This window comes from Stenotrophomonas sp. YJH_SMC_130, from assembly GCF_059369035.1.
Genome location: NZ_JCAFSH010000001.1, coordinates 412379 through 436035 on the forward strand (window position 1 = coordinate 412379; position 23657 = coordinate 436035).

24 protein-coding genes are annotated in these 23657 nt (G+C 67.4%); 20 read left to right on the plus strand and 4 right to left on the minus strand.

Translation table 11 applies throughout. The annotated features are described in order from the left end of the window. Positions 1-4: 4 nt before the first annotated feature. The 15 genes from AC5P5V_RS01990 to map all read left to right on the plus strand — a co-directional run bounded on the left by AC5P5V_RS01990 (position 5) and on the right by map (position 12691). Complete coding sequence (locus tag AC5P5V_RS01990) at positions 5-454, plus strand: winged helix-turn-helix transcriptional regulator (RefSeq protein WP_134967858.1); 450 nt, start codon at positions 5-7, stop codon at positions 452-454. 73 nt (positions 455-527) lie between these two features. Further along, positions 528-1655, plus strand: coding sequence for a metallophosphoesterase (locus AC5P5V_RS01995; protein WP_134967857.1), 1128 nt, complete (start codon positions 528-530; stop codon positions 1653-1655). Between the two features lie 132 nt (positions 1656-1787). Then, positions 1788-2471, plus strand: a complete 684-nt coding sequence (locus tag AC5P5V_RS02000; RefSeq protein WP_005415779.1) for a response regulator — start codon at positions 1788-1790, stop codon at positions 2469-2471. Beyond that, positions 2468-3847, plus strand: a complete 1380-nt coding sequence (locus AC5P5V_RS02005) for a sensor histidine kinase (protein WP_061479534.1) — start codon at positions 2468-2470, stop codon at positions 3845-3847. The genes AC5P5V_RS02000 and AC5P5V_RS02005 overlap by 4 nt, the downstream gene beginning before the upstream one ends. Positions 3848-3927: 80 nt before the next feature. Further along, complete coding sequence (locus AC5P5V_RS02010; protein ID WP_134967856.1) at positions 3928-4764, plus strand: alpha/beta hydrolase; 837 nt, start codon at positions 3928-3930, stop codon at positions 4762-4764. 1 nt (position 4765) lies between these two features. Then, a complete protein-coding gene (locus AC5P5V_RS02015) occupies positions 4766-5125 on the plus strand; it encodes an EamA family transporter (RefSeq protein WP_021202495.1) in 360 nt (119 codons plus the stop codon). Then, on the plus strand, positions 5122-5520 hold the full coding sequence (locus tag AC5P5V_RS02020; RefSeq protein ID WP_032954032.1) for a DMT family transporter: 399 nt from the start codon (positions 5122-5124) through the stop codon (positions 5518-5520). The genes AC5P5V_RS02015 and AC5P5V_RS02020 overlap by 4 nt, the downstream gene beginning before the upstream one ends. A 10-nt stretch (positions 5521-5530) precedes the next feature. Then, positions 5531-6733, plus strand: a complete 1203-nt coding sequence (locus tag AC5P5V_RS02025) for a DegT/DnrJ/EryC1/StrS family aminotransferase (protein ID WP_061479535.1) — start codon at positions 5531-5533, stop codon at positions 6731-6733. 174 nt (positions 6734-6907) lie between these two features. Beyond that, positions 6908-7624, plus strand: coding sequence for an MtnX-like HAD-IB family phosphatase (locus AC5P5V_RS02030; RefSeq protein ID WP_061479536.1), 717 nt, complete (start codon positions 6908-6910; stop codon positions 7622-7624). Positions 7625-7688: 64 nt separating this feature from the next. Continuing rightward, positions 7689-9089, plus strand: a complete 1401-nt coding sequence (locus tag AC5P5V_RS02035; RefSeq protein ID WP_061479537.1) for an aspartate aminotransferase family protein — start codon at positions 7689-7691, stop codon at positions 9087-9089. Positions 9090-9117: 28 nt separating this feature from the next. After that, the gene (locus tag AC5P5V_RS02040) at positions 9118-10182 is read left to right on the plus strand and encodes a GNAT family N-acetyltransferase (protein WP_134967855.1); all 1065 of its coding nucleotides are present in this window, start codon (positions 9118-9120) and stop codon (positions 10180-10182) included. Between the two features lie 3 nt (positions 10183-10185). Continuing rightward, a complete protein-coding gene (locus AC5P5V_RS02045; protein ID WP_134967854.1) occupies positions 10186-11070 on the plus strand; it encodes an arginase family protein in 885 nt (294 codons plus the stop codon). A 190-nt stretch (positions 11071-11260) separates the two neighbouring features. Next, the gene (locus AC5P5V_RS02050; protein ID WP_061479539.1) at positions 11261-11620 is read left to right on the plus strand and encodes a bleomycin resistance protein; all 360 of its coding nucleotides are present in this window, start codon (positions 11261-11263) and stop codon (positions 11618-11620) included. A gap of 68 nt (positions 11621-11688) precedes the next feature. After that, positions 11689-11901 carry a ParD-like family protein gene (locus AC5P5V_RS02055; RefSeq protein ID WP_006425741.1) on the plus strand — a complete coding sequence of 71 codons (213 nt, stop codon included), beginning with the start codon at positions 11689-11691 and terminating at the stop codon, positions 11899-11901. A 7-nt stretch (positions 11902-11908) separates the two neighbouring features. Next, the gene (gene map / locus AC5P5V_RS02060; protein ID WP_134967866.1) at positions 11909-12691 is read left to right on the plus strand and encodes a type I methionyl aminopeptidase; all 783 of its coding nucleotides are present in this window, start codon (positions 11909-11911) and stop codon (positions 12689-12691) included. On the opposite strand, the gene AC5P5V_RS02065 is transcribed toward map, so the two are convergent. Further along, positions 12688-13302 (minus strand): LysE/ArgO family amino acid transporter, encoded by a 615-nt coding sequence (locus AC5P5V_RS02065; protein WP_134967853.1) that lies wholly within the window; start codon positions 13300-13302, stop codon positions 12688-12690. The two genes, map and AC5P5V_RS02065, sit on opposite strands and share 4 nt — an antisense overlap. Before the next feature lie 106 nt (positions 13303-13408). On the opposite strand from AC5P5V_RS02065, the gene AC5P5V_RS02070 reads away from it, so the two are divergent. From AC5P5V_RS02070 to AC5P5V_RS02090, 5 genes are all read left to right on the plus strand, one after another. Further along, positions 13409-14302: a LysR family transcriptional regulator ArgP gene (locus AC5P5V_RS02070; RefSeq protein ID WP_231352620.1), complete on the plus strand. Its 894-nt coding sequence runs from the start codon at positions 13409-13411 to the stop codon at positions 14300-14302. A 78-nt stretch (positions 14303-14380) separates the two neighbouring features. Then, positions 14381-15787, plus strand: coding sequence for a TolC family protein (locus tag AC5P5V_RS02075; protein WP_235643116.1), 1407 nt, complete (start codon positions 14381-14383; stop codon positions 15785-15787). Further along, positions 15780-16793 carry an HlyD family secretion protein gene (locus tag AC5P5V_RS02080; protein WP_072166865.1) on the plus strand — a complete coding sequence of 338 codons (1014 nt, stop codon included), beginning with the start codon at positions 15780-15782 and terminating at the stop codon, positions 16791-16793. Before AC5P5V_RS02075 ends, AC5P5V_RS02080 begins: the two co-directional genes overlap by 8 nt. Continuing rightward, positions 16778-17965 (plus strand): ABC transporter permease, encoded by a 1188-nt coding sequence (locus AC5P5V_RS02085; protein ID WP_005415762.1) that lies wholly within the window; start codon positions 16778-16780, stop codon positions 17963-17965. The genes AC5P5V_RS02080 and AC5P5V_RS02085 overlap by 16 nt, the downstream gene beginning before the upstream one ends. Then, positions 17962-19089, plus strand: coding sequence for an ABC transporter permease (locus AC5P5V_RS02090; protein ID WP_134967851.1), 1128 nt, complete (start codon positions 17962-17964; stop codon positions 19087-19089). The genes AC5P5V_RS02085 and AC5P5V_RS02090 overlap by 4 nt, the downstream gene beginning before the upstream one ends. Before the next feature lie 44 nt (positions 19090-19133). On the opposite strand, the gene AC5P5V_RS02095 is transcribed toward AC5P5V_RS02090, so the two are convergent. The 3 genes from AC5P5V_RS02095 to AC5P5V_RS02105 form a co-directional block, all read right to left on the minus strand. Continuing rightward, on the minus strand, positions 19134-20426 hold the full coding sequence (locus AC5P5V_RS02095; RefSeq protein WP_181357848.1) for a hypothetical protein: 1293 nt from the start codon (positions 20424-20426) through the stop codon (positions 19134-19136). A gap of 225 nt (positions 20427-20651) precedes the next feature. Then, entirely contained in the window at positions 20652-21020 is a 369-nt protein-coding gene (locus AC5P5V_RS02100; RefSeq protein WP_005415760.1) for a glycine zipper 2TM domain-containing protein, read from the minus strand. Positions 21021-21186: 166 nt separating this feature from the next. Then, entirely contained in the window at positions 21187-23409 is a 2223-nt protein-coding gene (locus tag AC5P5V_RS02105; protein ID WP_134967865.1) for a methyl-accepting chemotaxis protein, read from the minus strand. Positions 23410-23657: the final 248 nt, after the last annotated feature.

Consider the following 23657-nt stretch of genomic DNA (forward strand, 5'->3'; position numbering starts at 1 on the left):
CGCCATGCACGCAGACAGCCCCTGCCCCGTTGCCCGCAGCGCCGACCTGCTCGGTGATCGCTGGGCACTGCTGGTGATCCGCGATGCCTTCGACGGCGTCAGCCGCTTCGGCGACTTCCAGCGCAGCCTCGGCGCGGCGCGCAACATCCTCAGCGATCGCCTGCGCAGGCTGGTCGAGGCCGGCATCCTGCAACTGCAACCGGCCTCCGACGGCTCGGCCTACCAGGAATACGTGCTCACCGCCGCGGGCCAGGCGCTGTTCCCGGTGCTGGTCGCGCTGCGCCAGTGGGGCGAACGCCATCGCTTCGCTGCCGGTGAGGCCCATTCGCAGCTGATCGAATCCAGCACACGTCGCCCGCTGCCGTACATGCAGCCGCGCGGGCGCGACGGTCGGCCCCTGCAGGCCGCCGCCACCCGTGTGCGCAAGCTCAGGGACGACGGGCACAGCGCCTGACCCGCCCATTCGCGCACACCGCGACCCGGCCGCGCCGGTTAGCATCGGATGTTTCCACCGCCGGACACCGACGATGTCGCGCTATCGCCCTTCCCTGATGACCGCCCTGCTGCTGCCGTTGCTGGCCTGCAGCGCCGGAACCACGCAGGCGCGCGAGGTGGCCGCGCCCGCCGACCACGTGCAGGCCGATGGCCCTTATGTGTTCCGCCAGGGCGACCAGGTGCAGGCCCAATGGATCTGCGCCGACATGGTCGAATCGCGCACGCTTGCCTCCGGGGCAACAGGGACCGATATCGCACCGCGCTGCGGCTACGAACACACCGTGCACGTGGCTGCGCCGAATGCAGCCTCGGTGTCGGTGCTGCCGGCCACACCGCGCATCGTCGCGCTGTCCGACATCCACGGCCAGTACGGGTTGCTGGTGCGCCTGCTGCGTGCCCACCACGTGATCGACGCGGAAGATCGCTGGGCGCTGGGCAAGGACACCCTGGTCATCGCCGGCGACGTGTTCGACCGCGGCCCGCAGGTGACCGAGGCGTTCTGGCTGCTCTACGGCCTGCAGCAGCAGGCGGCCGCCGCCGGTGGCGCCGTGCACTTCGTGCTCGGCAACCACGAAACCATGGTGCTGTACGACGACCTGCGCTACGTCAACCCGAAGTACCTGCGCAGCGCCCAGCTGCTGGGCCGCAGCTACCCGCAGCTGTATGGCGCCGACTCGGTGATCGGGCAGTGGCTGCGCACCCGACCGGTACTGCTGAAGATCGGCGATACCCTGTTCCTGCACGGCGGCATCTCGCCCGAGGCGGTGCAGCTGGCGCTGGACCCGGCACGCACCAACGCGGCCTACCAGGCCTCGCTGGGCCTGCCCAAGGCCGAAGTGAAGGCCGACCCGGCCACCGCACCGCTGTATGACGGCAAGACCAGCCCGATCTGGTACCGCGGCTATTTCGATGGCCGCCTCGACACCGCGGGTGTGCAGGCCGTGCTCGACCGCCTGCAGCTCAAGCGCATCGTGGTCGGCCATACCTCGATGCCACACGTCAGCAGCTTCCACGGCGACCGCGTGATCGCCATCGACAGCAGCATCAAGAACGGCGAGAACGGCGAACTGCTGTTCATCGAGGAGGGCAAGCTCAGCCGTGGCCTGCTGGATGGCTCCCGGATGCCGCTGGCGCTGGGTGAGCCGGGGCTGCAGGACTGAATGGAGGGACAGCGTGACGGCGCCGGGAGGTCCCGGCGCGCTCCACCTTCACCCGGTTTGCGGCTACCCTTCGGCAGCCGAGAGGCCCGCCCCGTCCAGCCGGTGGGCCTGACCGTTACAGGAGCCCCGCGCATGCGCGTTCTGATTGCTGAAGACGACCCGGACATCGCCTCCGGCCTGTGCGCCTCGCTGCGCCGGCAGGGGCACGTGGTCGACCACGTCGACAACGGTGCGCACGCCGATGCAGCACTGGGCTCGACCCAGTATGCACTGCTGGTGCTGGATCTGGGGCTGCCGCAACTAGATGGCCGCGACGTGCTGCAACGACTGCGCCAGCGCGGCGATGGCCTGGCGGTGCTGGTGGTGACCGCGCGTGACGGCCTGGCCGAGCGGGTGCGCGTGCTCGACCTCGGTGCCGACGACTACCTGGTCAAGCCGTTCGCACTGGATGAATTCGAAGCCCGCGTGCGTGCACAGCTGCGGCGGGTCACCAGCAATGGCAATCCGGACCTGCGCATCGGCCGCTTGCGCCTGGACCTGGCCGGGCACCGCGTATGGATCGACGACCAATCACTTGAACTGACCGCACGCGAGTTCGGCCTGCTGTCGGCGCTGGCGGTGCGTGCAGAGCGCATCGTGTCACGCGCGCAGCTGGTGGAAGCGCTGTGCGACTGGGGCCAGGACCTGACCGACAACGGCCTGGACATCGCCCTGCACCGCCTGCGCCGCAAGCTGCAGCCGGGCGGCATGGGCATCCGCACCGTGCGCGGGCTGGGCTACATGCTGGAAGACGCGCAGGACGGCAGCGCGCCGTGATCAGCGGCCCCCCCAGCCTGCGACGGCGCCTGCTCGCCTTCCTGGCGTTGCCGATGCTGGGCCTTCTCACCTTCAATACGATCCTGGCCTATTACGTTGCGCTGGACTATTCCAACCGCATCCACGACCGCAACCTGATCGACGACACGCACTCGTTCGCACAGATGCTGAGCACCATGCCGGTGACCAGCGACCTGTCTCCGCAAGCACGCTTCCTGATCGAGTACGAACCCGACGGCCATCGCTATTTCAACGTCGACAGCAGCCGCCAGGGGACGCTCAGCGGCAATGCAGATTTCAGTGCCTACGCGCCTTCGCAGGAATGCACCGGCGTGGACCCCACCCTGTACGATGGCATTCTCAACGGCCAGCCGGTGCGCATGGCCACCGTCTGCACGCGTGCGATGAACGATCCGCAGGACCAGCTGGCGGTGACGGTGGCCGAAAGCATGGCCGAACGACGCCAGCGCGCGCGAGAGATCCTGATGATCATCATCCCGCTGATGACCATGCTGGCGCTGGGCACTGCCGCGCTGGTCTGGTTCGGGGTGACCCATGGCCTTCGCATCCTGACCCCGCTGAGGACCCGCCTGGCACAGCGCCGAGGCGAACTGGCGCCGATCTCCGACGCCGACGTGCCGGAGGAAATCCAGCCACTGATCAGCACCATCGACGATCTGTTTGCCCGCCAGGCGGAAATGATCACCCTGCAGAACCGTTTCATCGCCGACGCCGCGCACCAGCTGCGCTCGCCGTTGGCCGGCATGGCCCTGCACGTGGACCAGGCACTGGCGCATGGCGACCCGGACACGGTGCGCGAGGCACTGCAGCACATCCGCCGGCTCAACCAGCGCACCGCGCGGGTCAGCACCCAGCTGCTGGCGCTGAGCCGGGCCCAGACCGTGCCGGAGACGGTGGAGGTACTGGACCTGTGCGAACGGGTGCCGCAGTGGGTCGGTACACGCGTGCCTGAAGCGATCCGCGATGGCATCGATCTGGGTTACCGCGGCAGCCCCCAGCCGCTGCGCGTGCTCGGCAACGGTGCCCAGCTGCAGGAAGCACTGGACAACCTGATCGACAATGCGCTGCGCTATGCCGGCCGCGATGCGACCGTTACCGTCGGCGTGCACGCGCTGGATGACAACGACGTCGAACTGTACGTGGAGGACAACGGGCCCGGCGTACCCGAGGACGTGATGCCGCGGCTGGGCGAGCGCTTCTTCCGCGCCCCCGGCACCACCGCCAGCGGCACCGGCCTGGGCCTGGCCATCGCCCACGAGGCGGTGGAGCACTTCGGCGGGCGCCTGACCTTCCTCAACCGCCCCGGCGGCGGGCTCAAGGTCGCCATCACGCTGCCGCTGCTGAAGGGCCCCTGACCCGGACCGGGGCGCTGAAAGGCTGGCGAAAATCGCGGTTGCGATCCTGACCCTCCCCACTGCCGTCCCGGAGCCGCCAGGTGACCGACTCGCACGACTTCTTCCTCCCCGGTGGCCCGCAGGGCGTGCTGCTGGTCCACGGCCTGACCGGTACCCCGGCGGAAATGCGCATGCTGGGCAAAGGGCTGAACAACGCCGGCTTCACCGTACACGGCGTGCAGCTGCCCGGCCATTGCGGCACCGTGGATGACCTGCTGGCGACCACCTGGGAACAGTGGTACCAGGGCGTGGAAGATGCGGCGGCAAGCCTGCGCGGCAAGGTCGACCAGCTGTTCGTCGGTGGCCTGTCGATGGGCGCGGTGCTGTCCCTGGCACTTGCTGCTCGACGACCGGACTGGGTGTCCGGCGTCGGCGTGTATGGCGCCACGTTCCGCTACGACGGCTGGAACATACCCGCCGTCGCCCGCCTCTCGTTCCTGCTACCGTGGTTCAAGCGCTTCAACATCGGCCGCGACCGCATGTTCATGGAAGAACCGCCGTACGGCCTGCGCGACGAGCGCCTGCGTGCGCAGGTCAGCGCCGCCATGTTGTCCGGCGACAGCGCGGCGGCAGGCCTTCCGGGCAATCCCTGGCATGCGCTGGCTGAGATGCGTGCGCTGAGCAACTGGACCCGCCGCCACCTGCACCAGGTCACCGCCCCGTGCCTGGTGATGCACGCCCGCGAAGACGACGTGGCCAGCATGGGCAATGCCGAACTGGTGATGTCGCGGGTCAGTGGCCCGAAGGAACTGGTGGTGCTGGAGGACAGCTACCACATGATCACGATCGACCGCGAACGCCGCGAGGTGATCCGCCGCAGCGCGCGCTTCTTCACCGGGATCGGTGAACACAGCGGCGTCCTCAAGGCGGTGGCCTGAGATGGGGGCACTTGCCACGCTGCTGTGGCTGGCCAATGTCGTGCTCGATACCGGTGGCCAGCTCGCCTTCAAGGCCGCCGCCAGCGACCCGCAGGAGGGCGAGGGACTGCAGCGCTGGAAGCACATGCTCAGCCGCCCCTGGCTGTGGATCGGCATCGCCTGTTACGTGCTTGAATTCGTCGCCTGGATCGCGTTCCTGTCACTGGTTCCGCTGTCCAAGGGCGTGCTGCTGGGCTCGATCAACATCGTGGCGCTGATGATCGCCGGCCGCATCCTGTTCCGCGAGAAGCTCACGCCATTGCGGGTGACCGGGATGCTGCTGGTCACAGCAGGCGTGGCGGTGGTGGGGGCCGGCTCATGAGGCGCCTGTATGTGATCGGCTTCCCCCTGCTGATGGCCTTCGACACCCTGGCCCAGCTGTGCTTCAAGTACGCCGGCGATGCTGCGCTGCCGGTCGAGGCCAACACCACCTGGCTGCTGCGCGTGCTGTCGCAACCATGGGTGTACGGCGCCATCCTGGGCTACGTGGGTGCGTTCTTCACCTGGATGAGCCTGCTGCGGCATGCGCCGATCGGCCCGGCATTCGCGGCCTCGCACCTGGAAGTGATCAGTGTGCTGCTGCTGTCGGCCTGGCTGCTGAAAGAGCCGCTCACCCTGCACCACCTGGTCGGTGCGGTGCTGATCGTGGCCGGCATCGTCTGCCTCGGCCGCGCGGAAGCGGACGACCCGCACAGCCCCGCCGAAAGCACCTCGTGAGCGGGCTGCGATGAGCCTGTTCGCGCGCGAACTGCCACCGACCGCCGGCCTGCCGATGCAGGCCAGCGACTTCCTTCCCGGTGGTGGTGACCTGCGCGGGATCCTGGCCAACCAGCTGGGCACGCCGCCGCTGCAGCTGACCTGTTCCGGCACGCACGCGCTGCTGATCGCCCTGCGCACCCTGCGCAAGCGCGCGCCCAGGCGCGACACGGTGATCATGCCGGCCTACACCTGTCCGCTGGTGCCGATCGCGGTGCACAGCCTCGGCCTGCGCGTGCAGCTGTGCGATACCCGGCGCGGCCACTTCGACTTCGATCCCGGCCAGCTCAAGCGGTTGGCCGATGCGCGTACGTTGGCCATCCTGCCGACCCACCTCGGCGGTCGCATCGCCGATGTCGAACGGGCCTGCGACATCGCGCGCGGCGCCGGCGCCTGGGTCATCGAAGATGCCGCACAGGCGCTGGGCGCACGGGTGGGCAACAGCAGTGTCGGCCTGCGTGGCGACATCGGATTCTTCAGCCTGGCCGCCGGCAAGGGGTTGAGCCTGCACGAAGGCGGCCTGCTGGTCAGCCGCGATGACGAACTGCGCGCCGAACTGGCCGAGCATGCCGCCGAACACGTGCGCTTCAACCTGCGCTGGGAGCTGCTTCGCAGTGTGCAGCTGCTTGGCCTTGCCGCCTGTTATCGCCCCTCGCTGCTGTCGCTGGTGTACGGCAATCCGCTGCGCAACGCACTGCAGCGTGGCGATCTGGAAGACGCGGTCGGTGATGTTTTCCCGCTGGACATACCGCAGCACCGGGTCAGCCGATGGCGGCAGAACATCGGTGCCCATGCCGCGCGGCGATTGCCGGCGTTCCTGCAGGCCGGGCGCCTGCGCGCACTGCAGTTGCGCGTGCAGCTGGCACAACTGCCGGCGGTGGAGGTGGTCGATGGCCTGGCCGGTAGCGGCGGCACCTGGCCGATGCTGATGCTGCTGCTGCCCAGCCAGCGCGCGCGTGACGCCGCACTGGACACACTGTGGCCGCGCGGCCTCGGCGCCAGCCGTATGTTCATCCGTGCCCTGCCCGACTACGCCTACCTGCGTGGCATCGTGCCGCAGGAGGACGTGCCCAATGCACGTGACTTCGCCGCACGCATGCTCACCCTTGGCAACAGCGCCTGGCAGACCCGTGAGGAGACGGCCGAAATACTGCAGGTCCTGGCCCGTGCCTGACCCGCACGTGCATGCATGGCCTGCGCGCCGCGCATTCATCCATGCATCTTCCTGAACGCTTTCCCAGCCCGTAAAAAAAGCCTTTCAACAGGAAAGGAACGAGAAAGGCGGCCTGCCTACATTGAGCCTGCCCCGGCATCGTGCCGGACGCTTCTTTCATCGACGGACCTGCCCATGCGCTGGAGCATCCTGTGTGACTTCGACGGCACCATCAGCCTCGAAGATGTCATCGACTCGCTGCTGGAAAAGTACGGCCAGCCGGGCTGGCAGGAACTGGAAGACCAGTGGAAGGCGGGAAAGATCGGCTCGCGTGAATGCATGCAGGGCCAGGTGCGGCTGCTGAAGCTGGACCCGGCCACGCTCGATGCCCATCTGGACCAGGTGCAGATCGATCCGGGCTTCGCCGCCTTTGTCAGCCGTGCCGGACAGCTGGGCGTTCCGCTGCGCATCGTCAGTGACGGCCTGGACTATGCGATCCATCGCATTCTCGCCAACCACGGCCTGGCGCAGCTGCCGGTGGTGGCCAACCACCTGCGCTGGTGCGATGACCACTGGGAACTGGAATCGCCCTACCAGGCCGAAGGCTGCCGCAGTGGCACCTGCAAATGCACCTGCGCCGCGCAGGCGCGCGCCAACGAAGCACCGCGCGTGCTGATGATCGGCGACGGCAGTTCGGATTTCTGTGTATCCGAAGATGCCGACTTCGTGTTCGCCAAGCGCCGCCTGATCACCCATTGCACCCATGCCGGCATCGAGCATGCCGCCATCGACACCTTCCACGACGCAATCGCACTGCTGCCGCGCTTGCTCGATGGCAGCCTGCTGCAGCCACGTCGTCTCGACGCCAGCCCGCAGCCCGCCGCACTGCCCCTGCTGCTGGCCACCGCCTGAGCACTCCCTTCCAGGCGCGCTCCCCTGTTACCCCTTTCGAACGTCCTTCACGGAACCGAACTGCATGAACATTTTTGACAAGAACGCCGCCGCCGCTGCCTCCGATGCGCAGCTGCTGGCCGACGAAGCCCGCTACAGCTCCTTCGGCGATACCGTCCACTACGTCGATCCGCCTAAGATCTTCCAGCGCGGCGAAGGCAGCTACATGTTCGACGGCGCAGGCGTGCCCTACCTCGACCTGCAGATGTGGTACTCGGCGTGCAACTTCGGCTACAGCAACAAGCGCCTGAACGATGCACTGAAGGACCAGATCGACACCCTGCCGCAGGTCGCCAGCCAGTACCTGCACCCGACCCGCGTGCAGCTGGCCAAGACCATTGCCGTGGACATGCACGAGAAGTTCGGCCTCGACGGCCGCGTGCACTTCAACGTTGGCGGTGCGCAGGCCATTGAAGACTCGCTGAAGATCGTGCGCAACGCGCGCGGCGGCAAGAGCCTGATGTTCGCCTTCGAGGGCGGCTACCACGGCCGCACCCTGGGTGCGTCGTCGATCACCTCCAGCTACCGCTACCGCCGCCGCTACGGCCACTTCGGCGAGCGCGCGATGTTCATCCCGTTCCCGTACCCTTTCCGTCGCCCGAAGGGCATGACCCCGGACGAGTACTCCGACCACTGCGTGTGGCAGTTCGAGCGGCTGTTCGAAAGCGAGTACAACGGCGTGTGGGATCCCAAGGTCGGCCAGGCCGAGTACGCCGCGTTCTACGTCGAGCCGATCCAGGGCACCGGTGGCTACGTCATCCCGCCCCGCAACTTCTTCACCGGCCTCAAGCGCGTGCTGGACAAGTACGGCATCCTGATGGTTGTCGATGAAATCCAGATGGGCTTCTGGCGCACCGGCAAGCTGTGGTCGATCGAGCACTTCGGCGTGACCCCGGACGTGCTGGTGTTCGGCAAGGCGCTGACCAACGGCCTGAACCCGCTGTCGGGCCTGTGGGCGCGCGAAGAGCTGATCAACCCGACCGTGTTCCCGCCGGGCTCCACCCACTCCACCTTCAACTCCAACCCGCTGGGCACCCGCCTGGGCCTGGAAGTGCTGAAGCTGGGCAAGGAAATGGATTACGAGCGCACCGTGCCGGAAAAGGGCGCGTACTTCCTCGACGGCCTGCGCGGCCTGCAGAAGCGCCACCCGGAAATCGGCGACGTCGACGGCCTGGGCCTGGCGCTGCGTGCGGAAATCTGCCAGGCCGACGGCTACACCCCGAACAAGGAGCTGCTGGACCGCATGGTCGACATCGGCCTGGCCGGTGACCTGCTGCACGACGGCAAACGCATGGGCCTCGTGCTCGACGTGGGTGGCTGGTACAAGAACGTGATCACCTTCGCGCCGTCGCTGGACATCAGCTACGAAGAGATCGACCTGGCGATCACCCTGCTCGACCAGGCGCTGACCAAGGCCAAGGGCTGAGGTCGATGCACTGCCGGTTCCCGTGCCGATGGAAATGACGTCACGCGCATCCAGCACCGCGCTGGAACCGGCCGCGCTACTGGAGGGCTTCCTGGCCCACCCGCCGCTCGGATTCGAGGCGGGCCGCCTTCCCAGCGGCCTGCCGACCTTCCGTGCCCCGTTGGACCTGACCACCACGATGGACGACGAACTGCGCGGCAGGCTGCTCGGCCTGCCGCTGTCGCGCCTGTGGCGGCCTTGGATCACCTGGAAGACGCGCTTCGTCGGTGCCACCAGCACCGAGTACACCCCGTTGCCGGCGCACGTGGCGCCGGAGGCGCTGGCCGAGGACGTGACACGTCACGCGATCGGCGATACCCGGCTGCTGGTGGTGAAGGACCTGGCGATCGATTCACCGCTGCTGGACGACGCCGCCAACGCACACAGCGGCGCCTTCCTGCAGGCGCTGCTGGCACGCGGCTTCGTCGAACTGGAAGGCATGCCGCTGGCCTGGGTGGCGATCGATTTCGATTCGCTCGAGGACTATCTCGGCCGCCTGTCATCCTCGCGCCGCAAGAACATCCGTCGCAAGCTGCGTTCGCGCGATGACCTGCAGATCGACTGCATCGCCACCGGCAACCCGGCCCTGGCCGACCCGCACCTGCAGGCCGAACTGTACGCGCTGTACCTGGGCGTATACGCGCAGAGCGCGGTGCATTTCGACCAGCTCGACCTGCCCTATTTCCAGTACCTGCTGGCCGACAGCCAGGGCCAGGGACGGATGTTCCTGTACCGCCACCAGGGCCGGCTGATCGGCTGGAACCTGTGCTACGTGCATGCCGGCAAGCTGGTGGACAAGTACATCGGCCTGGCCTATCCGCAGTCGCGCGAGCACAACCTGTACGCAGTCAGCTGGATGCACAACCTCGAGTACGCGCAGCAGCACGGCCTGAGCCACTACGTGGCCGGCTGGACCGACTCGCGGATCAAGGCCGAACTGGGTGCGCGCTTCACCTCCACCCGGCATGCGATCCATGCTGGTTCCCCGTTGCTGCGCGCTGCGCTGCGCAGGCTGGCACCCTATCTGCAGGGCGAACCTGATGGAGGCGGTTGAATGATGCCGTTGCGTTCCCCGCTGATCCTGGACCTGGACGGTGGCGTGCTGCCGCTGCCACAGGCGCAGACCCTGGCCCTGCCGCAGTGGCATGACCCGCTGCGCTTTGCCTGCAGCAATGCCACCCTCGACCGTTTCGCCGCTGACGTGCTGGCACCGCTGCCGGCCCAGCTCGGAACCGTCATGCTCGGCAGTGGCGACTTCCACCACCTGAGCCTGCCACTGCTGCGCCGCATGCATGGGCAGGCCCCGTTCCAGCTGGTGGTGCTGGACAACCATCCGGACAACATGCGGTTCCCGCTCGGCATGCACTGCGGCTCGTGGGTGAACGCCGCCAGCAAGCTGCCGCAGATCTCGCACATCCATGTGCTCGGCATCACTTCCAGCGACATCGGCCCCGGTCATGCCTGGGAGAACCACTGGCGACCGCTGATGGGTGGACGCCTGACGTACTGGTGCATGGACGTGGACGTGGGCTGGGGCCACCGCCTCGGCATGGGCCGTGCGTTCCGACGCTTCGAGCACCCGGAGGCACTGGTCGCCGCGTTCGCCGCCGAGCAGGCCGCATCCCCACAGCCGACCTACCTGTCGATCGACAAGGATGTATTCGCCGAGGACGTTGCGCGCAGCAACTGGGACCAGGGCCGCTTCCAGCTGGAACACGCACTGGTGGTGATCGAAGCACTGCGCGCCGGTGGCCTGGTCGGCAGTGACATCACCGGCGAAGTCTCGCTGGCGAACTACCAGAGCCGCTTCAAGCGCTGGTTGTCGTCGCTGGATGGCCAGCCGGACATCAGCGCCGATGAACTTCCCGTCTGGCAGGCACGGCACCAACAGGTGAACCGCGAACTGCTGGCGGCGATGGCCGCCGTGCCGACGGCCTGCTGACCGCGTCGGTAGGGCCGGCCGCTGGCCGGCAATGCCAACCAAGGTTGGCATCTACCAGCGCCGGGTAGAGCCGAGCCCACGCCCGGCTGGCGCCTTCTGTAGAGTCGAGCCATGCTCGCCTGAGGGGACCGCGAACAGCAGCCGAGCATGGCTCGGCTCTACACTGGGTTCCCACCTCGGAGCCGCCGCCATGCCCCAGACCGTCATCCCGCAACTGCGCATGCGCCATGCCGATACCACCCTGCCGTTCTACGTGCAGGGGCTGGGTTTCGTGGTCGACTGGGAACACCGCTTCGAAGCCGGTTTGCCGTTGTTCGCCCAGCTCACCCGCGATGGCCAGACGATCTTCCTCACCGAGCACAGCGGTGACTGCGAGGTCGGCAGCGCGGTGTACTTCATCGTCGACGACGTCGACAGCGTGTACCGCGCCTTCAGCGCCGCCAGCGTGCCGATCGAGCAGCCACCGCATGACACCGACTGGGGCAGCCGCGAAATGCTGCTGCGCGACCCCGACGGCAACCGCCTGCGCTTTGCCACCCACCTGGACTGAACAACGCGGGCTTGAGGCAAATATACGAAACATATACGATTCGTATATTCCCTGCTCCAGGACCGCCAATGGGCATCGTCAACATCGATGACACCCTGCACGACCAGCTGCGCCGTGCCTGCACCGTCTCCAGCCGCTCGATCAACGCCCAGGCCAACTTCTGGATCCGGGTCGGCATGCTGTGCGAAATGAACCCCACGCTGAGCTTCCAGGACATCGTCGCCAGCGAACTGCGCGCCGCCGGCGTGCAGCCACAGGCGCTGGCACCCGGACGGGCCTGACGTGGCGGTGATCAAGCAGCCGCACGAAATCGCGCTGATGGCCGAATCCGGGCGCCTGCTGGCGCAGGTGTTCGCCGCGCTCGACCGGCTGCCGCTGCAGGGCCGCAGCACGATGGAGATCAACGAGTTCGTCGAACGCATGATCGTCGATGAACTGCAGGCGCGGCCGGCCAGCAAGGGCCAGTACGGCTTCCCGTATGTGCTCAACACCTCGATCGACAACGTGGTCTGCCACGGCGTTCCCAGCACCACCGACGTGCTGCGCAATGGCCAGATCGTCAACCTCGACATCACCCTGGAGAAGAACGGCTACATCGCCGACTCCAGCACCACCTACCTGGTCGGTGAGGTCGACTACGCCGCGCGCAGGCTGGTGCAGACCGCCTACCAGGCGATGTGGAAAGGCATCGCTGCGGTGCGCCCCGGCGCGCGCCTGGGCGATATCGGCCACGCCATCGCCCGCCACGCGCGCAGCCACGGCTACAGCGTGGTGAAGGAATACTGCGGCCATGGCATCGGCCAGGAAATGCACGAAGAACCGCAGATCCTGCACTACGGCCATCCCAACACCGGCAGGGTGCTGGAAGAAGGCATGGTGTTCACCATCGAGCCGATGCTCAACCAGGGCAAGCCGGCCATCCGCCAGCAGCCGGACGAATGGCCGGTGTACACCCGCGACGGCAAGCTGTCGGCGCAGTTCGAGCACACGGTGGCGGTCACCCGCAACGGTGTACGCGTACTGACCCTGCGCCCCGGCGAAGCGCCACTGTGCGTGGTGGACGCGGCCTAGAGCGGACGCAACAGCAGTAGCGTGGCCAGGCAGAGCATGAACATCGCCACGCCTGCATCCAGCACCCGCCAGGCACTCGGCCTGCGGAACACCGGCTGCAACAGGCGCGCCCCATAGCCGAGCGAGCAGAACCAGGCCACGCTGGCCACGCAGGCCCCGGCGGCGAAGGCCCAGCGCAGATCGCCCGGGTAGCGCGTGGACAGGCTGCCCAGCAGCACCACCGTATCCAGATAGACGTGCGGGTTGAGCAGGGTGAACGCCAGGCAGGTCAGCAGCACCTTCCGTCCGCTGCCCCCCTGCGCCTCGGCGGCGGCCAATACGCTACCACCGCGCCACGCGCGCAGGCCGGCCCGCAGGCCATACCAGAGCAGGAACGCCGCGCCACCGAAGCGCAGCCCCTGCAGCAGCAGCGGCCACTGCAGCACCAGCGCGCCCATGCCACCGACGCCGGCCAGGATCAACGCGGTGTCCGCGCCGGCGCAGGCCAGCACCACCCTGCCCACATGCCGCTGCTGCAGGCCCTGGCGCAGCACGAAGGCATTCTGTGCGCCGATGGCGATGATCAGGCCGGCACCTGCGAACAGGCCGGCGGCGGTAGCGGCGATCCACATCAGGACAGGCCAGGCAGCGAGGGGACGCGCAGGGTGCGGCCACCGCCCCTGTTTAGACAATCTGATTTTTCTTTATCCTGTGCAGGAAAACTGAAGGGGCACCGGCATGGATCTGGTACATCCACAATTGGCCGCATTCGCTGCGGTGCTGGAAGAAGGCAGCTTCGAGGCCGCGGCACGCCGCCTGTCGATCAGCCCATCAGCACTGTCGCAACGGATCAAGGCGCTGGAAGACAGGCTCGGGCAGGTCCTGGTGGTGCGCCAGGCACCCTGCCGACCGACTGCCGCGGGGGAAGCGCTGCTGCGCCGGGTACGCCCGATGCAGGCGCTGGAAGCCGAGGCGCTGGCCGAGCTGCTACCCGAGCGTGGCAACGACGCTGCGCGTACGCCCATCCCCCTGGCGGTCAACGACGACTCGCTTGATACCTGGTTCGTGCCCGCCGTCGCCGACCTGCACCAGCGCCATGGCTACCTGTTCGACCTGCGCATGGACGACCAGGACCACACCCTGCAGTTGCTGCGCGATGGCAGCGTGCTCGGCGCAGTGACCGCCGAAAGCCAGCCGGTGAAGGGCTGCAACGTGTACCCGCTCGGCGCCATGCGTTACCACGCGATCGCTTCGCTCGGCTTCGCCCGCCAGTACTTCAACGATGGCATGCAGGCCGCGGCCCTGGCGCGCGCACCGATGCTGGTGTTCAACCGCAAGGATGAACTGCAATGGCGCTTCGTGCGGCGCCTGACCCGCGCGCGACTGCAGCCGCCGCTACACTACCTGCCCTCTTCCACCGGTTTCGTCGAAGCCGCCGCGTGTGGACTCGGTTGGGGCATGGCCCCGGAAACCCTGGTCGCGCCCGCCGTGCGCGCCGGCCGCGTGGTGGTACTGGAACCCCGCCGCTGGCTGGATGTGCCGCTGTACTGGCAACATGCCGCCGTGCGCTCAAGCACGCTGCAGCACATCACCCAGGCGCTGCGCACTGCAGCCAGCGGCACCCTTCGTTGAGGACAATCCGATGACCGCAGACTCGGGCTTCACGCCGCGCGCACTACCGTTTGCGCACTTCTTTACCACTGGGACGGCATGGGCGTGATCGGCCGACGTACAAGGATGCACCGCGCGAAGGCCGCGCTGGCGCTGGTGCTGGCGACCTGCCTGCCAACCGCTGCGTCCGCGCAGAACAGCAACGAAGCCCCCGCATTGGACTGGGAACAGGCACGCCAACGCCTGGAGCAGGTCTCCGATGCGCTGGCGGCCGCTGATGCAGCGGTACGCAACAAGCAGGACCTGCAGGACGCCACGCGCCTGCTGCGCCTGCCGGAGATCACCGGCGAAGTGCGCCGCCTGCAGTTCCAGAAGACCCTGACCCTGCCACTGGGTTCGCTGGCGCCCGTGGCTGAAGCCTTCGGTATCGATTCGCCGCTGTCGTTCACCGAGCGCGACTGGCGTACACGCCCGGTAGTGACCGCGGTGCTGCCGCTGTACACCGGCGGCGTGATCCCGGCCGCGCAACGTGCGGCCAGCGCCGCCCATGAGCAGGCCAACGCCGAGCGCGAGGCGCAGCGCCAATCATTGACCGTGCAGCTGGCCCAGGCCTACTTCGGCCAGCGCCTGGCCGAGCAGGCGGTGGACGTGCGCCGCGACGTGCGCGACGGCCTCAACCGCCACCTGTCCGATGCAGAAAAGCTGGAACGCGAGGGCTTTGCCACCCGCGCCCAGCGCCTGCAGGCCACCGTGGCCCGCGACAAGGCCGAGCGCGAATACCAGAAGACGGTGAACGATCTGGCTACGCTGAAGGCCGCGCTGGCCACGCTGCTGCGCAGTGGTGGCGAGGTGCAACCGGTGTCGCCGCTGTTCGTGCAGCGCGTGCCGCTGGAACCGGTGGCCAGCTTCGAGCGCACGGCGCAGGCGCGCCAGCCGCAGATCGCGCGCTTGCGGGCGATGGTGGCGCAGGCCGAACAGGGCGTGCGCGTGCAGCAGGCCAAGCTGAAGCCGCAGATCTTCGCCTTCGGCCAGTACGACTTCCGTCGCCGCGACGAGATGCTGACCGACCCGGACTGGGCGTTCGGCATCGGCCTGAAGTACACCTTCCTGTCGCCGAACTCGCGGCCGGCGCAGATCAGCGCCGCGCGTGCGCAGCAGGAGCAGGCCGAAGCAGGCCTGCGCGAGGCCGAGAACCAGGTCGCACTGGGCGTGCGCAAGGCCTGGAACGAACTGGAAACCGCGCGCCAGCAGTTCGTGCTGCTCGACAGCAGCATCGCCCAGGCGCAGGAAAACCTGCGCCTGCAGGAGCTGGCGTTCCGCGAAGGCCAGGCGACTTCGCTGGATGTGATCGACGCGCGGCTCGGCCTGGGTGGCGCCCGCGTCGAGCGCGCACAGGCCGCCTACCAATACGATATTGCGCTGGCACAGTTGCTGGAGGTCAGTGGACAGATGGACCGTTTCGAAGAGTTCCGGCGGCGTGCGGACGAGGTGATCGACCATGAGTGATGTGCTGCACGACGATGCGACGACGCCCCCGGGCAAGCGGCGGCTGGGACCGATCCTGCTGGTGGTCCTGCTGGTCGCGGTGGTGCTGGGCCTGTGGCTGGCCTGGCGCAGCCCGGCCGACCAGATCCAGGGCATGGCCGATGCGGACACCATCAACGTGGCTGCCAAGATCACCGCGCGCGTGGCCGAACTGAAGGTACGCGAGGGCGACCGCGTGCAGCCCGGGCAGGTGCTGTTCCTGCTCGACAGCCCCGAAGTGGCTGCCAAGGAACAGCAGGCGCACGGCGCATTGGCGGCTGCGCAGGCGGTGGCCGACAAGGCCGACGAAGGCGCGCGCAGCGAAGACATCCGCGCCGCCGAAGCGAACTGGAAGCGGGCCGAAGCCGGCGCGACACTGGCCGAAGCCACCTACCGGCGCGTGCAGAACCTGTTCAACGAAGGGGTGATGACCCGGCAGAAGCGCGATGAAGCGCATGCCCAGGCCACCAGTTCGCGCGAACTGGCCCGCGCCGCCCGCGCGCAGTACGACATGGCACTGGCCGGCGCACGCGAGCAGGACAAGCGTGCCGCGCAGGGCCAGGTGCAGCAGGCGCAGGGCGCGGTGGCCGAGGTCAACGCCGCGCGAGCCGAAGTGGAAGGACGCGCGCCGGTGGCGGGCGAGATCAACAAGCGCATGGCCGATCCGGGCGAGCTGGTGCCGGCCGGCTATCCGGTGTTCACCCTGGTCGACATCGACCGCATGTGGGTGGCGATGAACCTGCGCGAATCGCAGATGCAGGGCCTGAAGGTCGGCAGCAAACTGCAGGGAAGCGTGCCGGCGCTGGGCCTGGATGGCGAGTTCGAGGTCTACTTCATCAATCCGGCCGGCGACTACGCAACCTGGCGTACCACCCGCCAGTCGTCCGGCTATGACGTCCGCAGCTTCGAGGTGCGGGTGCGCCCGGTACGCCGCATCGAGGGCTTCCGCCCCGGCATGAGCGTGCTGTTCGCATGGCCCCAGCACTGAGCCCGGACCGCAACGGCTTCGCCGCTTCGTGGCGGCGCGAGCTGCAGTCGCTGCGCGGCAACCGTGCCGACCTGCTGCTGGTCACCTTGCTGCCACTGCTGATGCTGGTCGTGATGGCATGGATGTTCACGCCGTCGGTGATGCGCGATATCCCGATTGCTGTGGTCGACCTTGACCACAGCAGTGACAGCCGCCTGCTGCTGCGCATGCTCGACGCCAGTCCCGGCGTACGCGTCGCCAGCCAGCCAGCGGACCTGGAGGAGGCACGATCGCAGCTGCGCAGCCTGGACGTGTTCGCCATCGTGCTGGTGCCGCGCGATGTCACCCGGCAGGCGCTGCGTGGGCGCCAGGGCACGGTGTTCGCCTATTACAACGCCACCTACATGACCACCGGCCAGTCGGCGTCGCGCGACATCGGCGACGCGGTTTCCGCATGGAACGCACGCCTGCTGCGCGAGCGCATCGGCCTGCAGGTCGGCCCGGGCAAGCTGCGCGCGGCGCCGATCGCGGTGCAGTCGGACATCCTCTACAACCCGGCGCGCAGCTACGAACTGTTCCTGCTGCCACTGATCTTCCCGGCGGTGCTGTCACTGGTACTGGCACTTGCGGTGGCCGGCAGCCTCGGCCGCGAGATCCGCGATGGCACCCTGCCCGCCTGGCTGGCTCGCACGCCGTGGTCGGCGATTGCCGGCAAGGTCGCGCCGTACCTCCTGCTGTTCTCGCTGTATGGCGCGCTCGGCATCGGCTACCTGGCGTGGCTGCGCGGCGATGGTGTGGCCGGCAGCGTGCTTCTGCTGCTGCTCGCGCAGCCGTTGTTCTACCTGGCCACGGCCGCCTACGCGCTGTTCTTCGTCGGCGTCACCCGCGACATGGGCACCGCGTTGTCTGCGGTCGGTCTGAGCATCGGCACCGCACTGGCGTTCTCCAGCGCTACTTTCCCGGTGCTGGACGGGCCGTTGTTTACCCGCGTCTGGCACCAGCTGCTGCCATTGAGCGCCTACATCAAGCTGCAGACCCAGCAGCAGTTCATCGGCGCGCCGCTGCAGGTTTCGGCATGGCCGCTGGCTACGCTGCTGTTGATGACGGTGGTGGCCGGTGGCATCGGCGGCCTGCGCCTGATCGCCTTTGCACGCACGCCTGCCGCCGCACAATCCGCAGGGGCTGACGCATGAGCATGCTCTGGCGCAGCCTGCGGCAGACCCTGATGGCGGTGCTGTGCGACCGCTACGCGATCGTGGTGATGGTCGGTGCGGTGATCCTGTATTCGTTCTTCTATCCAGCCGCCTACCGGCACCAGGTGGCCGGCAACCTGCCGGTGCTGGTGGTGGACGAAGACCATAGCGCGACCAGCCGCGAGCTGCTGCGCAAGCTCGACGCACTGCGCGTTGCGCGCGTGGTCGGGCAACCGGCGGACGTCGACAGCGCACGCGAGCAGCTCGAAGCCGGCCACGCCGAAGGCATCGTCGTGATCCCGGCCAACCTGGAGCGCGACATCCTGCGCGGCCATCCGGCCAAGCTGGTATTGCTTGGCAACGGTGCCTACCTGGGCCGCGCCAGCTGGGTGCTGGGCAGCGTAGCTGATGCGCTGGGTGCGTTCGGGCGTGATGCGGTGGTCGGCCAGGCCGCCTTCATGGGTGCGCCGCAGGCACCGCCGGTCACCCTGGTGCAGCGCCCGCTGTACAACACGCAGGAAGGCTATGGCAGCGCCATCGTGCCCGGCGTGGCCGAGCTGATCGTGCACCAGACGCTGTTGATGGGCATCGGCGTTCTGCTCGGCGGCCGCCGCCTCGCACTGGGCCGGCGCCTGCGCTTCGACCTGCCGACGCTGGCCGGCATGGCGTTGGGCTTCGGCCTGATCGGCCTGTTCGGCCTGTTCTGGTACGCCGGTTTCACCGCCTGGGTGCAGGACTATCCGCGCGGCGGCAACCCGATGGGCCAGCTGCTGGGCGGCACCTTGTTCATCGCCACCACCGTGGCCTTCGGCCTGTTCGTCGGCAGCTTCTTCCGCACCCGCGAGCGCGCCTTCCAGTACATCATCGCCACCTCCATCCCGCTGTTTTTCCTGGCCAACCTGTCGTGGCCGGCGGTGATGACGCCGCAACCGCTGGTCTGGCTGGCACAGCTGCTGCCGACCACCTCGGGCATCAATCTGATGGTGCGCCTGAACCAGATGGACGCCCGCCTGGCCGACGTCAGACACGAACTGATCACCCTCACCGTCCTGCTGCTGCTCTATGGCAGCCTCGCCACCTGGCGCCTCCTCGCCAAAAAGGGGACGGAGGGAATTAAGTCGTAAGCGGCCTGTTCAAGCGGCGCGGCATGGCCGCTTTGATCCAAGGTTCAGGGGTCCGGGGCGTACCAGAACGGGATGCGGAACGCGCGGCGCCGTCCGGCCCCCCGCTCGCCGCCTGCAGCATTCCACACCAGCTCCAGGTCATGGCGTCCGGGTGCGAGTCCCCGGGTAGGCAGGTACCCCACCAGGCCCCGCATATCCAGGTCACGCCGCTCCATGGGCACGAAGCCATGCAGGTCGACCGGGGTGCCGTCCAGCTTGACCAGCCAGAGCCGGGAAAGGCACTCCACTGCGGCATTGGCGGCCTGTTGCCCGGTGGCCTCATTGCGCGCGTCCGGAAGTGCGGTGCAATGCTGGCGCGCCAGCGGATTGTCGCGTTGCGGGCGATGCGGAATGAACAAACGAAGCTGCGCACCGCTGATCGTGTCCGACGGGATCATCGGGTACGGCAGCAGCTGGTCATGCGCCGAACGCATCGATTCGTAATGCGCACTCAGCATGCCGTGCTCAACCGCCGCTTCCGTGACGATCTGGTAACGGTTGAACAGCGAGAACTTCAACGACGCCATCACCTGCACGGCCGCCAGCAGCATCGCTACCAGCACCGCGAACAGGTAGGCCGCCATGAACGAGCGCGAGCGCAGGTTGCTCTGCATGGTCAGCTGCATGGTCTGCATCAGGCGCAACAGCGGAACCCGTTGCAGTGCCGCCAGCATGCCCTGCAGCAGTCGCTGCGGTCGCTCATGGGGCTGCCCGCGCGCCTGCCGCCGCGCCACGATCTTTTCCAGGATCCCGGGGGTAACAGCCAGCGCCAACATTGCGGCCAGCACGGTGCACAGGGCGAGCATGGCGACATGATCGGCGCCACCGGACAGCGCGCCGATCACCATCGACACACCAAGCGTCAGGACGGCCAATACCAGCGTGCCCGCCAATGTCTGTACGGCAAGCAGGGTGGTCGAGAACAGCATCGTCGCCAGCCGGTCGGCACGTTCGATGCTGCCATCTAGGCCTCCGTCCCGGGCCTGCAGGAAGGCGCGCGTGACCGCCCCCATTCTTGGCAGGCGCCCCCAGTCAATGCCATCGGGGAAATGCGACCTGAGGCCGATCAGCCCGATCCAGTAGCCGCGCACCGTGAGATGGATGATCAAGGCCACTGCCAGCACATAGCACATGCCGACACTGATGCTGAAACCGAACCAGAGCATCTGGAAGTACATGCCTTCGGTGTGCAGGCTGCTGCGCGCCCAGGCGTCGAACAGATAACCCGGCACGGCCAGCAGCGCGAACGCCAGCAGGCCCGAAATGAAGAGCTCGAGTTCATCGGTGCGATCACGCACCCGATGGGAATGGGCAGTCGCTTCCGGTATCGGGTCGTGCCTTGCGAGCGGTGCCGGTTGGGGAGCTGGAGCCGATTCGTTCACTGGACATTCATCCGTTGAGTCGGCGCAGTATAGGCACGACGCCGGAGTCAGCGATACAGGTCCGGAACGAAGAACGCCGGCGCGGGGCCGGCGTTCGAGTACTGCGATGTGTAAGGGGGAACGGGCGCTGCCGGCAACCGATCAACGATAGACGCGCTCGCAACGGCGCTCGACCACGCGGTCGCCGTTCTTCTGCTGGCTGTTGCCCTGGATCTGGCGACCGGCCGCACCACCGGCCACGGCACCGGCCACGGTAGCGAGCTTCTTGCCATTGCCGCCGCCCACCTGGTTGCCCAGTAGGCCGCCGATCACTGCGCCCGTGGCCGTACCCGCAATGCGGTTCGGATCGCGCGAGTTGCGCTGCACTTCCACGTTCTTGCAGACCACACGGCTGCCGTCGTTGAACTTGCGTCCCTCATCGCGCGGGCCATACGTCTGCGCGCCGGCCACCGACGAAGCCGCCAGCAGGGTGCCCAGCACAAGCAATCGGGTCGAGGTCTTCATGGCCATCTCCTGAGTTCCGGTATGGCGCAAGTCTCCTCCTGCGGTTGGCAACCGGAAGTGAAATGCGCGTGTCCGCCACCTCATCGGCCATAGCGCGTTCAGGAAGAAAATCCGCGCCCATCACGATCAGCCGTCGTGATGGGCGCCGTCTCCCTAATGGCGCGCCACGCCCCTAGAACTCTTCCCAACCACCGGCATTGGCCGCCAGTGTCGGCTCGATGCGCGGCGACAGTGCCGCCGGCCTGCGCACCGGAGTAACCGTCGCGGCCACCGCAGCCAGGGCCGGACGCACGGGTGCAGCCGCGGTTGCCGCACCGGTGCGGAACACCGATACCGCCTCGGCCAGCAGGGTGGCCTGCTCCGCCATGGAGCGTGCCGCCGCGCTGGCTTCTTCCACCAGCGCCGCATTCTGCTGCGTGGTTTCGTCCATCTGCACCACCGCCTGGTTGACCTGTTCGATGCCCGAGCTCTGCTCCTGCGACGCGGCAGAGATCTCGGCCATGATGTCGGTCACGCGCTGCACCGACGCCACGATCTCGCCCATCGTAGTGCCTGCCTGGCGGACCAGCGCCGATCCATCGGCGACCTTGCCGACCGAATCCTCGATCAGGCCCTTGATCTCCTTGGCCGCACCGGCCGAGCGCTGTGCCAGCGTGCGCACCTCACTGGCCACCACCGCAAAGCCCCTGCCCTGTTCACCGGCACGCGCGGCTTCCACCGCCGCGTTCAAGGCCAGGATGTTGGTCTGGAAGGCGATGCCGTCGATGACGCTGATGATCTCGGCGATCTTCTTCGACGAGGCTTCGATGGCCGACATCGTGGTGACCACCTGGCCGACCACCTCGCCGCCCTGCGAGGCGACACCGTGCGCGCCGATCGCGAGCTGGTTGGCCTGGCGGGCGTGCTCGGCGTTCTGCTTCACGGTGGAGGTCAGTTCCTCCATCGACGCCGCCGTCTCTTCCAGGTTCGCCGCCTGCTGCTCGGTGCGCCGCGACAGATCGGTGTTGCCCGAGGCAATCTCGCCTGCCGCCAGGTTGATGCTGGACGCGCTGGACTGGATGCGGCCGACAATCTGCTTGAGCTGATCGACGGTGGCATTGCAGTCATCGCGCATGCGGGCGAACACGCCGCGGAAGTCACCCTGCATGCGCACGGTCAGGTCACCGCGCGAGATCGCCTGCAGCAGCGTCGACACCTGCACCAGGTTCTCGTCGGTGGTCTGCATCAGGCAATTGAGCCCTGCCACCATGTCGCGGAAATCATAGGCGAAGCGATCTTCATCGCCGCGCAGGCTGAAGTCGCCTGCCGCGGCCGCTGTCGCCAACCGGCGGATCTCGCTGTTGATCGCCGACAGGCTGGTCTTGGTCTCGTCCATTGCCTGGGTGATCGCCGCCTTCTCGCCCGGCAGCGGATCCATGTCCACCGACAGGTCGCCCTGGGCGTAGTGCTTCATCACTTCGATCAGCCGGTTCTGCACCTGCACATGCGAGCCGACCAGCGCATTCGTCTCGTGCACCATGCGCCCGTAGTCGCCGGGGAAGGCACTCTCGTCCATGCGATAGCTGAGGCTGCCGGCATCGTGCTGACGGGCCAACTCGCCCTGCGCCGCCATCACCGACTGCAACTGCGCCTGCATGCGCTGCATCGACCTGAGCAGCTGCGTCACCTCATCGTTGCCGGACGCGTCGATGCTGTTGTCCAGCCGCCCGTTAGCGATGCCGTCGGCCAGCCTCACCGCGCCTTCCAGTGGGCGGGTCAGGCTGCGGGTGATCGCCCACGCGGCAAGCGAGCCCAGTACCAGGCTCAGCACGCCGAACACGATCGACAACGTGCCGGTCCAGGATTCGGTTGAACGGTATTCCTCGCGGCTGCGCGCGGTCAGTGTCTCCTGATGCCGCAGCAGGGTCGAGATCGTCTCGTTCCATGCGGTCGCCAGGCCGTGCTCGGCGAGCAGCTCCTTGGCCGCACCGTCAAAATCACCCGCCTTCATGCGCTCGTGCAGATGCTGGGTGGAGGCGTCGGTGGCCTTGCGTGCCGCGTCGATCTTCGCGACCAGGGTATCGCCGGTGGCGTCGCGCGGAATCTTGATGTACTTGGCCCAGATACCGTCGTAGGTCTGCGACAGTTCCTGCGCCTTCTGATAATCCTTGTCGAAATCCTCGCCGCGCTTGATCACCATCAGCCGGCGGTGCATCAACACCGCGTTGTTGGTATCCAGCATCTCGTTCAACAGCCGCATCTTCACCATGTTGACGTCCACCACTTTCGAGAACTGGGCGGACTTCAGATGGTTTCCGTACAGCGCCAGGCCGACGATGGCCACGATGAACAGCAGCAGCAATCCAAACCCGGCACCCAGCCGGGATCCCACTCGGAGGTTGCGTAAGGCGAGCATCTCAATTCCCTTGATCATGGCCGTATGATCGATGGCGGCGCAGGCAAGGGAAACTTGATAGGGCGATATTATTATATCGATCCAAAACTCTGGAACTGTGCAGACAGGTGTGAAAGCGGGCGACCCACGAGGGCGTTATATCCAGAAGGCATATCGCCACGTGTACCGAGAATAGGATAAGGCCGGGGCCTGCCGCCCCGCTATCTGGCATTACAGGGCAACAGGCCCCGGGAAGACCAGAGCCTTCC

What these genes read in the sequence shown, in the direction of transcription:
- AC5P5V_RS01990 (WP_134967858.1), top strand. Translation starts at nt 5, where the DNA reads ATGCACGCAGACAGCCCCTGCCCCGTTGCCCGCAGCGCCGACCTGCTC.
- AC5P5V_RS01995 (WP_134967857.1), top strand. Translation starts at nt 528, where the DNA reads ATGTCGCGCTATCGCCCTTCCCTGATGACCGCCCTGCTGCTGCCGTTG.
- AC5P5V_RS02000 (WP_005415779.1), top strand. Translation starts at nt 1,788, where the DNA reads ATGCGCGTTCTGATTGCTGAAGACGACCCGGACATCGCCTCCGGCCTG.
- AC5P5V_RS02015 (WP_021202495.1), top strand. Translation starts at nt 4,766, where the DNA reads ATGGGGGCACTTGCCACGCTGCTGTGGCTGGCCAATGTCGTGCTCGAT.
- AC5P5V_RS02020 (WP_032954032.1), top strand. Translation starts at nt 5,122, where the DNA reads ATGAGGCGCCTGTATGTGATCGGCTTCCCCCTGCTGATGGCCTTCGAC.
- AC5P5V_RS02025 (WP_061479535.1), top strand. Translation starts at nt 5,531, where the DNA reads ATGAGCCTGTTCGCGCGCGAACTGCCACCGACCGCCGGCCTGCCGATG.
- AC5P5V_RS02030 (WP_061479536.1), top strand. Translation starts at nt 6,908, where the DNA reads ATGCGCTGGAGCATCCTGTGTGACTTCGACGGCACCATCAGCCTCGAA.
- AC5P5V_RS02035 (WP_061479537.1), top strand. Translation starts at nt 7,689, where the DNA reads ATGAACATTTTTGACAAGAACGCCGCCGCCGCTGCCTCCGATGCGCAG.
- AC5P5V_RS02040 (WP_134967855.1), top strand. Translation starts at nt 9,118, where the DNA reads ATGGAAATGACGTCACGCGCATCCAGCACCGCGCTGGAACCGGCCGCG.
- AC5P5V_RS02045 (WP_134967854.1), top strand. Translation starts at nt 10,186, where the DNA reads ATGCCGTTGCGTTCCCCGCTGATCCTGGACCTGGACGGTGGCGTGCTG.
- AC5P5V_RS02050 (WP_061479539.1), top strand. Translation starts at nt 11,261, where the DNA reads ATGCCCCAGACCGTCATCCCGCAACTGCGCATGCGCCATGCCGATACC.
- AC5P5V_RS02055 (WP_006425741.1), top strand. Translation starts at nt 11,689, where the DNA reads ATGGGCATCGTCAACATCGATGACACCCTGCACGACCAGCTGCGCCGT.
- AC5P5V_RS02065 (WP_134967853.1), bottom strand. Translation starts at nt 13,302, where the DNA reads ATGTGGATCGCCGCTACCGCCGCCGGCCTGTTCGCAGGTGCCGGCCTG.
- AC5P5V_RS02070 (WP_231352620.1), top strand. Translation starts at nt 13,409, where the DNA reads ATGGATCTGGTACATCCACAATTGGCCGCATTCGCTGCGGTGCTGGAA.
- AC5P5V_RS02075 (WP_235643116.1), top strand. Translation starts at nt 14,381, where the DNA reads ATGGGCGTGATCGGCCGACGTACAAGGATGCACCGCGCGAAGGCCGCG.
- AC5P5V_RS02080 (WP_072166865.1), top strand. Translation starts at nt 15,780, where the DNA reads ATGAGTGATGTGCTGCACGACGATGCGACGACGCCCCCGGGCAAGCGG.
- AC5P5V_RS02085 (WP_005415762.1), top strand. Translation starts at nt 16,778, where the DNA reads ATGGCCCCAGCACTGAGCCCGGACCGCAACGGCTTCGCCGCTTCGTGG.
- AC5P5V_RS02090 (WP_134967851.1), top strand. Translation starts at nt 17,962, where the DNA reads ATGAGCATGCTCTGGCGCAGCCTGCGGCAGACCCTGATGGCGGTGCTG.
- AC5P5V_RS02100 (WP_005415760.1), bottom strand. Translation starts at nt 21,020, where the DNA reads ATGGCCATGAAGACCTCGACCCGATTGCTTGTGCTGGGCACCCTGCTG.
- AC5P5V_RS02105 (WP_134967865.1), bottom strand. Translation starts at nt 23,409, where the DNA reads ATGCTCGCCTTACGCAACCTCCGAGTGGGATCCCGGCTGGGTGCCGGG.